The 8,426-nt window shown below is 65.2% G+C and carries 10 protein-coding genes; 5 read left to right on the top strand and 5 right to left on the bottom strand.

Annotation, left to right across the window (positions count from 1 at the left end):
* The coding region (locus tag EN906_RS14265) for a xanthine dehydrogenase family protein subunit M (protein WP_164777174.1) at window positions 1-736 on the bottom strand (736 nt) is incomplete at its 3' end.
* Complete coding sequence (locus EN906_RS14260) at window positions 733-1,230, bottom strand: (2Fe-2S)-binding protein (RefSeq protein WP_127267450.1); 498 nt, start codon at window positions 1,228-1,230, stop codon at window positions 733-735. The genes EN906_RS14265 and EN906_RS14260, both read right to left, overlap by 4 nt.
* A 290-nt stretch (window positions 1,231-1,520) precedes the next feature.
* On the opposite strand from EN906_RS14260, the gene EN906_RS14255 reads away from it, so the two are divergent.
* Both EN906_RS14255 and EN906_RS14250 read left to right on the top strand, forming a co-directional pair.
* On the top strand, window positions 1,521-2,141 hold the full coding sequence (locus EN906_RS14255; RefSeq protein ID WP_127267449.1) for a TetR/AcrR family transcriptional regulator: 621 nt from the start codon (window positions 1,521-1,523) through the stop codon (window positions 2,139-2,141).
* 56 nt (window positions 2,142-2,197) lie between these two features.
* The gene (locus EN906_RS14250) at window positions 2,198-3,196 is read left to right on the top strand and encodes a bestrophin family ion channel (RefSeq protein ID WP_127267448.1); all 999 of its coding nucleotides are present in this window, start codon (window positions 2,198-2,200) and stop codon (window positions 3,194-3,196) included.
* 63 nt (window positions 3,197-3,259) lie between these two features.
* On the opposite strand, the gene EN906_RS14245 is transcribed toward EN906_RS14250, so the two are convergent.
* From EN906_RS14245 to EN906_RS14235, 3 genes are all read right to left on the bottom strand, one after another.
* Window positions 3,260-4,264 carry an NAD(P)-dependent alcohol dehydrogenase gene (locus EN906_RS14245; protein WP_127267447.1) on the bottom strand — a complete coding sequence of 335 codons (1,005 nt, stop codon included), beginning with the start codon at window positions 4,262-4,264 and terminating at the stop codon, window positions 3,260-3,262.
* Window positions 4,265-4,304: 40 nt separating this feature from the next.
* Window positions 4,305-4,565: a hypothetical protein gene (locus EN906_RS14240; protein WP_127267446.1), complete on the bottom strand. Its 261-nt coding sequence runs from the start codon at window positions 4,563-4,565 to the stop codon at window positions 4,305-4,307.
* An 83-nt stretch (window positions 4,566-4,648) separates the two neighbouring features.
* Window positions 4,649-5,401: a thioredoxin family protein gene (locus EN906_RS14235; protein ID WP_127267445.1), complete on the bottom strand. Its 753-nt coding sequence runs from the start codon at window positions 5,399-5,401 to the stop codon at window positions 4,649-4,651.
* A gap of 306 nt (window positions 5,402-5,707) precedes the next feature.
* On the opposite strand from EN906_RS14235, the gene EN906_RS14230 reads away from it, so the two are divergent.
* The 3 genes from EN906_RS14230 to EN906_RS14220 form a co-directional block, all read left to right on the top strand.
* Window positions 5,708-6,928 carry a helix-turn-helix domain-containing protein gene (locus EN906_RS14230; protein WP_127375226.1) on the top strand — a complete coding sequence of 407 codons (1,221 nt, stop codon included), beginning with the start codon at window positions 5,708-5,710 and terminating at the stop codon, window positions 6,926-6,928.
* Window positions 6,929-6,964: 36 nt separating this feature from the next.
* Entirely contained in the window at window positions 6,965-7,597 is a 633-nt protein-coding gene (locus tag EN906_RS14225) for a PQQ-binding-like beta-propeller repeat protein (protein ID WP_127267443.1), read from the top strand.
* Between the two features lie 163 nt (window positions 7,598-7,760).
* A partial coding sequence (locus EN906_RS14220; RefSeq protein WP_164777173.1) for an aldo/keto reductase occupies window positions 7,761-8,426 on the top strand: 666 nt, incomplete at its 3' end.

The following is an 8,426-nucleotide window of genomic DNA, read 5'->3' as shown; positions in this document are numbered from 1 at the left end:
CCGATACGACGGCAAAAGCATAAGAGGTGCGTTCGCGGACTTTCAGGTAACGGGCATTGGCGGAGAAGGAGGCCGCCTCCGCCGGCAGGCGCACCGCCACGATCAGGTCGCCGGGCTCTAGCGCATTCTCCCGCTGCGGCGTTTCGCCGGGAAGCCGGTGGAATTCCTCCAGTGTCACATGACGCCGGCCCTTCTTGCCCTCGATCTCGACCACGGCGTCGAGCGCCACCAGCGGCACGCAGAAGTCCGACGGGTGGGTGGCGATGCAGGCGTCGCTCCAGCCTAGCACGGCGTGCAGGCGGTTCTCGCCGCCCAGCGCATCGCAGCCGGCGCCTGGCTCGCGCCTGTTGCAGGCGCTGGCGGTGTCGTAGAAATAGCTGCAGCGCGTGCGCTGCAGCAGATTGCCGCCGACGGTGGCGGCGTTGCGAAGCTGCGCCGAAGCACCCGACAGCAGCGCCTCGGCCACCGCCGGATAGGATTTCGCGAACGCCGGATCGTAGGCAAGGTCGGCATTACGGACCAGCGCGCCGATGCGCAGGCCACCATCGTCCAGCCGTTCGATGCGGTTGAGCTCCGGCAGCCGGGAAATGTCGACGATACGCTCGGGACTGGTGATGCCGCCTTTCATCAGGTCGAGCAGATTGGTGCCGCCGGCGAGATAGGCCGAACCCGGCTCGGCTGCCGCGGCGATGGCGTCGGGGATGGTGGCTGGCCTGATGTAATCGAAATCTCTCATGCCGCGGTCCTCCGGTCGGCTTTGACAAGCTGTTGCTGGGCTTCCAGGACGGCCTCGACGATGCCGCCATAGGCCGCGCATCGGCATATGTTGCCGCTCAGCCCCTCACGGATGCGTTCGGGATCGTCGCCGGCCTGTGCCTCGGCGATCAGGCCGAGCGTGCTCATGATCTGGCCGGGTGTGCAGAACCCGCACTGCAAGCCGTCATGGGCGATGAAGGCGGCCTGCACCGGATGCAGTTCCTCGCCGTGGGCGACGCCTTCGATGGTCAAGACTTGGGCGCCGTCATGGCTGACCGCTAGCGCCAGGCATGAGTTGATGCGCTTGCCGTCGACCAGCACCGTGCAGGCGCCGCACTGGCCGCGGTCGCAGCCCTTCTTGGTGCCGGTGAGATCAAGCCGCTCGCGCAGCAGGTCGAGCAGGGTTACGCGTGGATCGACCTCCAGTTCGTGTCGGTGGCCGTTGATGGTGAGGGTGATGGGAAGGCTGGTCATGGGCGTCTGGCTCCAGTTGCTTGACGCGGATGGGATTGAACTGGTGCCTTGCCGCGGAAGGGCAAGGTAACCGTTCGGTCAGGTCTTGACGGCGAAAGCGGAGATGGCAGCGGATCTCCCGCGAGGCAGGCGGGCAGGGGAGATGTCGGCTTGCGTGTTCGAAAGACGTGACATACCGGTTCCCCTGATTATATGATAAAGGTGCTCCACTAAAACGGAGGCGCCTCCGTTTAATACGTGGTGGCTGAACCGGCCGGGTTCAAGCCCCCTGACACGATGTGGAGAAAAAATTGGCCAGCGAGCCGTCCGCCATTACAGAACAGAAGGCCGAGGCCGTAGACGCGAAGCCGCTGCGCGCCGATGCGCGGCGCAACCGCGACCGGCTGGTCGAGGTGGCGGTGTCGGTCTTTGCCGAGCGCGGCATCGATGGCTCGCTGGAGGAGATCGCGCGCCGCGCCGGCGTCGGCATCGGCACGCTCTACCGGCATTTCCCGACGCGCGAGCATCTGGTCGAGGTGGTCTATCGCCGGGAGGTGGAGGCGCTCTGCGCGGCCGCCGGCGAGCTTGCCCAGAAACATCCGTCCGATGTCGCGCTGGAACAGTGGATGCAGCGCTTCGTCGACTACATCGCCACCAAGCGCGGCCTGGCGACCAGCCTGCGCATTGTGCTCACCACCAATTCGACGCTGTTTTCCGACACGTTCGGCCGGGTGTCGCAAGCCTTGCGGCAGCTGGTCGAGGCGGCGGTGGCCGACGGCACCATCCGCGGCGACGTCGACGCTTCCGACGTGCTGCACGCGCTGGGCGGCATCTACTCAGCGCCCGACACCCCCGAATGGCGCGACCGCTCGCGCCGGCTGGTCAAGCTGTTGATGGACGGGTTGCGGTTCGGGGCTGCAAAGGCACAATGAGGCGACGAGATTCCGCCCGTGCAAAACCACACCTGTCGATAAATTGAGGGGACCCGATGTATGTAGGCCGCTCCTACAAAATAGTGGACTTCGCGCTGTGGTCGCGGCGCAGCGTCATCTACATGGTGGTGGTGAGTGGACTGGCCGTGGCGGCTTACCGTCTTCCAGGCATCGCCGGGTTTTCGGTGCCATGGTCGGTGGTGCTGGTGCTTGGCACCACCGTGTCACTCGTTGCCGGGTTCAAGAATTCGCAGGTGTTCACCCGCAGCAGCGACGCGCTGCAGGCTTTTACGCAAATTACGGCCAGCAGCCGGTTGTGGTCCAATTTCTGCAGGGATTTCCTTGACGCGCCGACGGCCAGACAGCTCATCTATCGCCACATCGCCTGGATGACGGCATTGCGTTTTTCCCTGCGCCGGCCGATGCCATGGGAATCCATGGCGCGGGCCGCCAATATCGAATACCGGCGGCGCTACCGCATCCATGAGGATGCGAGCTCGATCGCCGACGAATTCCGTCCGCTGCTCGCCGAACAGGCCGAGGACGTCCTGAAATCGCCCCAGCCGGCGATAGCCCTGCTCGAACTGCAATCTGTCCAGGTCAATGCGCTGTTCAAGGACACAAAGCTCCCTCCTCAGATCTATGGCGAACTGACCAAGCTGATCCGCGACTTCCATGACCAGCAGGCGCGCTGCGATCGCATCAAGAACAATCCCTATCCCCGGCAATACGCCATCGTCAGTTCGATGTTCGTGATGATCTTCTGCACGCTGTTGCCGTTCGGGGTCGTTCCCGTCTTTGCCGATATGGGCAAATTGGGTGGGGCGCTCGGGTCGATCGCGATCTGGCTGACGATCCCGTTCAGCACGCTGCTGGGCTGGGCTTACATGTCCCTCGACCAGGTCGGCGAAAGCAGCGCCAACCCGTTCGAGGGCAACGCCAACGACGTCCCGATCTCGCAGATTTGCCGCGACATCGAGATCGAGTTGCGCAGCGGGCTCGGCGAGGCCGATCTTCCCAAGCCCCTGATGCCGGTCAACGACATCGCGACCTAGGCAGGATCACGACGAAGGCGCGGACCCGACGGTCCTCTTCATCGTGCTGCTGGCGGAGGCCGCTCAAACGTCGAGGCAGACCTTGCCGAAATGCTTTTGGGTTTCGTAATGCGCGAAGGCGGTGGCGATGTCCTGCAGCGGAAAATGGCGGTCTATGACGGGCTTCAGCCTGATAGTCTCTATCGCCCGGATCATATCCTCCTGGTCGGCCCGGCTGCCGATGGAAATGCCGCTGATGCGGATCTGGTTGGAAAACAGGGCAGGGATAGACACTTCCGCCGCAAAACCGGTCAGGACGCCGACCAGCGCGATGTGACCGCCCGTGCGGCAGGCGATAATCGACTGCGCCAGCGTGGCGGGTCCGCCGACCTCGATCACGTGATCGACACCGCGTCCGCCCGTCAGATCCCTGGCCTTGCGACCCCAGTCCGGGACGGACTTGTAGTTGATGACGGCGTCGGCTCCGAGGCGCGTGAGCCTTTCCAGCTTCTGCTCGTCGGATGAGGTGGCGATGACCCGGGCGCCGGCGGCTTTGGCGAATTGCAGCGCGAACAGCGATACGCTGCCCGAACCGAGGACCAGCACCGCGTCGCCCGGCTTCACCTTGCCGCACACAACCAGGCCGCGCCAGGCAGTAACGCCCGTGCAGGTGAGCGACGCCGCCTCGACATGCGTATAGCCTGCCGGTGCCTTGGTGAAAGCGTGCGCCGGCATGCAGACATACTCGCTGGCGAAGCCGTCGAAACTGTCTCCCGGAATATCGCGCCGGGTGCAGGGCGTCATGTCACCGCCCAGCCACCAGGGATAGAAGACGCTGACGACTCTGTCTCCGGGCTTGAGTGCATCGACACCGTCGCCGAGGGCAATCACTTCGCCGGCGCCGTCGGAGAGCGGAACGCGGCCGTCGGCGAGAGGCATCTTGCCTTGCACGGCAAAGTCGTCGCGCATGTTCAACGCGCAGGCCCGGATCCTGACCAGAACCTCGCCCGGCCCTGGCTGGGGCGGATCTTCCTCGACCAGGTCGAGATTGCCCAAGCCGCCCGGCGCTCTCAGCCTGACCAGTCTCATTGTCTTCTCCGATGTGTGGGGTGTCTGGAATTGGAATGGTCTAGCGGGCCTGCCGGCCTGAGATCACCCGCAGCCAGGGCGCCAGATGAAAGGCGCTCATCAGCAGATACATCGCGGCCATGCCCGTGAGGGGCGAGGCGTCGATGCCCATGCACTGCATGGCCGCATCGCCGCTGAAGATGCAGGTGAGCAGCGCCATCACGGCGAAAGTCGGTGCCGCGGCAAGGCAAAGCCAGTCGGCCAGCCCGAGGGTTGCGGCTTCCGGGATCGTGCTGCCGGCACCGGTATGGATATCGCTCATCGCCTTAATCCTTGATGATCATGCCAGCCACGACAGGTTCCTCTCTCCACGGAGTGGGGAGAGGAACCCAGACTGAACAACCGTTACTGCTCGCCCTTGTCGCGGAATGCAGCCTCGCCGGCAGCAGACACTTCTTCCCATTTCTTGTCGGCCCCGGCGTCGTAATTGTCGTGCCAGTTCCACCAGGAATAGAGCGGGGTCTGCGGATAGCCTTCGGGCGAATCCTCCCAAATTTCCTGGCGGCCGAGCGGCGTCGCGTCGAGATAGCTCCAGACGGTGCCCATCGCCTCGTCGCCGCGGCTGTTGATGAGATAGGTGCGGAAGATGCGGTCGCCGTCATGGATGAAGACGTTGTGGCCGTGCCATTCGTCGACCCCGAAGTCCTTGTCGAAACTGTCCGTGATTGTGTACCAGGGCATCTGCCAGCCCATCCGCTGCTTCAGCCGCGCAATGTCGGCTTGCGGGGCACGCGAAGCGTAGGCAAGAGTGGTGTTGCGGGCGTTGAGATGGGCGAGGTGGCCGACCTGGTCGGCGCCCAGCGAACAGCCGCGGCAGGCATGATCGGGCCAGCCATGCACGCCGGGCTCGAAAAAGGCGCGGTAGACGATCAGCTGGCGGCGGCCTTCGAACAGATCGAGCAGGCTCGCTCTGCCGTTCGGCCCCTCGAACACATAGGCCTTGTCGACTTCCATCCACGGCATGCGCCGGCGCTCGGCGGCCAATGCGTCCTTGGCCCGCAGCGTTGCCTTTTCCTTCACCAGCATCTGTTCGCGGGCGGCTTCCCAGTCCTGCCTCGAAACGATCGGCGGGGTCTTCATTGCGATGTGCTTGGTCATTGGTCGTCTCCTTTGCCAGTCTGTTGTCGCTTGCTGTCAGCCAGAATAGGGCGGTGAAGCGCGGGGGTGGGAGTTACAAGTGTGACGGGATTTGCAGGAGCCGGCCCGTCGCAGCAGGGGTGGCGCATCCTCACGGTGCCTTCGGCCGCGTCATGGAGAGGAGTGTCGGTTGGCATTGTCGGTTCTCCCTTGGCGTGCCGCACGTTGCCGATAGAGTTGGCCGATGCGGCTTGCCGGTTCATGGTACGGATTTAAGTTAGGGCGGCGACGCACAAGGGTGGGAGTTACAAGTGTGACGGGATTTGAATGGATTCGCTGATCACCGCCGCGGCGCTGGCGCTGGCCGGAGGCGATCCGCTCGGCGCGCTGGATCGCGTCGCCCTGCGCGAGGATCCGCCGGCGCTGGCGCTGCGCGGCATCGCCATGGCGCAACTTGGCGATCTTGATCGCGCCAAGGCGCTGCTGCGGCGGGCCGCGCGTGGCTTCGGCCCGAAAGAGGCGGTTGCGCGTGCGAGATGCGTCGTTGCCGAGGCCGAGATCGCGCTGGTCTCACGCGATCTCGGCTGGCCGGCCAAGGCTTTGGATGCGGCGCGGGCGACGCTGGAAAAGCATGGCGACCGGCTGAACGCAGCGCATGCCGGCCACCTCAAGGTGCGCCGCCTGCTATTGATCGGCCGTCTCGACGAGGCCGAAGACGTGCTGGGCGGGCTCGATCCGATGCCGCTTCCGCCGGCCTCGGGCGCCGCCCACGGGCTGGCCGTCGCCGGCATCGCGATGCGGCGCCTCAAGACGAAGCGGGCGCGCAGGGCGTTGGAGTGGGCACGCCACGCCGCCCGCCAGGCCGGCATTGCGGGGCTCATCGCTGAAGTCGATCGCGCATTCCTGGCGCTGGACACACCGGCGGCGCGGCTGATCGCGGCTGGCGAGCAGCGCTCGTTGCTGCTTGAGGACGTCGAGGCGTTGCAAGCGTCGCCGGCATTGCTGGTCGATAGCTTTCGCTATGTCGTGCGCCAACAGGAGAAAACGGTCTCGCTGGCAACGCGCCCGGTGCTGTTTGCGCTGGCCCGTACGCTCGCCGAAGCGTGGCCAGGCGATGTGTCGAGGGCGAGGCTGATCGCGCAAGCCTTCGGCGGCAGGCACGCCGATGAATCGCACCGGGCACGGCTGCGGGTCGAGATCGGCCGGCTGCGCACCGAATTGCGCGGCCTGGCCGACATCGGCGCGACCAGCCAGGGCTTCGCGCTGGCGCCGCGCCAGGCACGCGAGGTGCTGGTGCTGGCGCGGCCGATCGAGGAGCGGCACGCGGCGGTGCTGGCTTTCCTTGCCGATGGTGAATCCTGGGCGAGTTCGGCGTTGGCGCTGGCGCTTGGCACCGGCCAACGCAGTGTGCAACGGGCGCTGGAGCAGCTTGGCGAGGCCGGCAAGGTGCAGTTTTTCGGTCACGGCCGGGCGCGCCGCTGGATGACGCCGCCGGTGGCGGGATTCACGACCACCTTGTTACTCCCGGCGCCGCTGCCGAGTGGTTAGTAGGGGACATCAGACCATCTCAGTGAGGACAAGGACATGAAACAGTCAGCGGCCGAAATTCTGCGCGAATACGGACCCTTTCCAGATGTGGAGAGGGTGCATGGGGTGAGTTTTGACGGCAACAATGTCTGGTTCGCCTCGGGCGAGAAGCTGAACGCCTTCGACCCGGAAAACGGCCAAGCGCTGCGCTCGATCGACGTCGCGGCGCATGCCGGCACCGCCTGGGACGGCCAGCACTTCTTCCAGCTTGCCGACGACCTGATACAGAAGATCGACCCTGATACCGGCCAGGTGCTGGCGACCATTCCGGCGCCGGGCGGCGGCGGCGATTCCGGGCTGACCTGGGCCGAAGGGACGCTCTGGGTGGGGCAATATCGCGAACGCAAGATCCACCAGATCGACCCGGAGACAGGGGCGATCCTGCGCACCATCGAATCCAACCGTTTCGTCACCGGGGTGACATGGGTCGAGGGCGAGCTGTGGCACGCCACCTGGGAAGGCGACCAGAGCGACCTGCGCCGCGTCGACCCGCGATCAGGCAAGGTTCTCGAGAAGCTCGACATGCCGGCCGGCATGGGCGTGTCGGGGCTGGAATCCGATGGCGGCGACCGCCTCTATTGCGGCAGCACATCCGCCGGGGTGGTGAGGGCGGTGCGCCGGCCGCGGTGAGGATGCGGCCGACGCCGAAGTCACACTTGCAGGCGCACTTCACACGGCAATTTGTCCGCTGTCGGCTGGTCGTCGCATCCTGTCGGACCTAGATAGGCTGTGCACCGGGCAGACCGCCCGGACCCGCTTTGCAAAGGATCCCCCCATGCCTGGACAGCCCATCATGCCCGAACAGATTGCATTGAACGACGGCTCCGCCATTCCCCAGCTCGGCCTTGGCGTGTGGCAGGTCGACCAGGATATTACCGCCGAGGTGGTGAGTTGGGGCATCGAGGCCGGCTATCGTCTGATCGACACCGCCGAAGGCTACCAGAACGAGGAAGGGGTCGGAGAGGCGATCCGCAGCGCCGGCGTGTCGCGGGCTGAGCTGTTCATCACCTCGAAACTGCGCAACGGCGCACACCAGCGCGATGCGGCGCTACGCGCCTTCGATGACACCATGGCCAAGCTCGGCATTGAGCAGATCGACCTGTTCCTGATCCACTGGCCTGTGCCCAGCCAGGACAAATATGTCGAGGCCTGGAAGACGCTGGTCGAACTCCGGCAGGCCGGCCGCATCAAGTCCATCGGCGTTTCGAACTTCAACCAGGACCATCTGGAGCGGATCATCGCGGAAACCGGCGTGACGCCCGTCGTCAACCAGATCGAGTTGCATCCCCAGTTCCAGCAGCGCGGTGTCAGGGACTTTCACGCCAAGCACGACATCCGTATCGAAAGCTGGAGCCCGTTGGGCAGCGGCCGGCTGCTCGGCGATCCGACCATTTCAGGCATCGCCAAAAAACATGGCAAGTCCGTCGCCCAGGCGATCATCCGCTGGCATCTCCAAGAG

The sequence above is a fragment of the Mesorhizobium sp. M7A.F.Ca.CA.004.06.1.1 genome (genome assembly GCF_003999135.1).
Classification (GTDB): domain Bacteria; phylum Pseudomonadota; class Alphaproteobacteria; order Rhizobiales; family Rhizobiaceae; genus Mesorhizobium.
This window is presented reverse-complemented; position numbering and strand designations above follow the sequence as displayed.

Coding starts and splice junctions, on each gene's coding strand:
- EN906_RS14260 (WP_127267450.1), bottom strand. CDS start 1,230: ATGACCAGCCTTCCCATCACCCTCACCATCAACGGCCACCGACACGAA.
- EN906_RS14240 (WP_127267446.1), bottom strand. CDS start 4,565: ATGAGCGATATCCATACCGGTGCCGGCAGCACGATCCCGGAAGCCGCA.
- EN906_RS14250 (WP_127267448.1), top strand. CDS start 2,198: ATGTATGTAGGCCGCTCCTACAAAATAGTGGACTTCGCGCTGTGGTCG.
- EN906_RS14245 (WP_127267447.1), bottom strand. CDS start 4,264: ATGAGACTGGTCAGGCTGAGAGCGCCGGGCGGCTTGGGCAATCTCGAC.
- EN906_RS14235 (WP_127267445.1), bottom strand. CDS start 5,401: ATGACCAAGCACATCGCAATGAAGACCCCGCCGATCGTTTCGAGGCAG.
- EN906_RS14230 (WP_127375226.1), top strand. CDS start 5,708: ATGGATTCGCTGATCACCGCCGCGGCGCTGGCGCTGGCCGGAGGCGAT.
- EN906_RS14225 (WP_127267443.1), top strand. CDS start 6,965: ATGAAACAGTCAGCGGCCGAAATTCTGCGCGAATACGGACCCTTTCCA.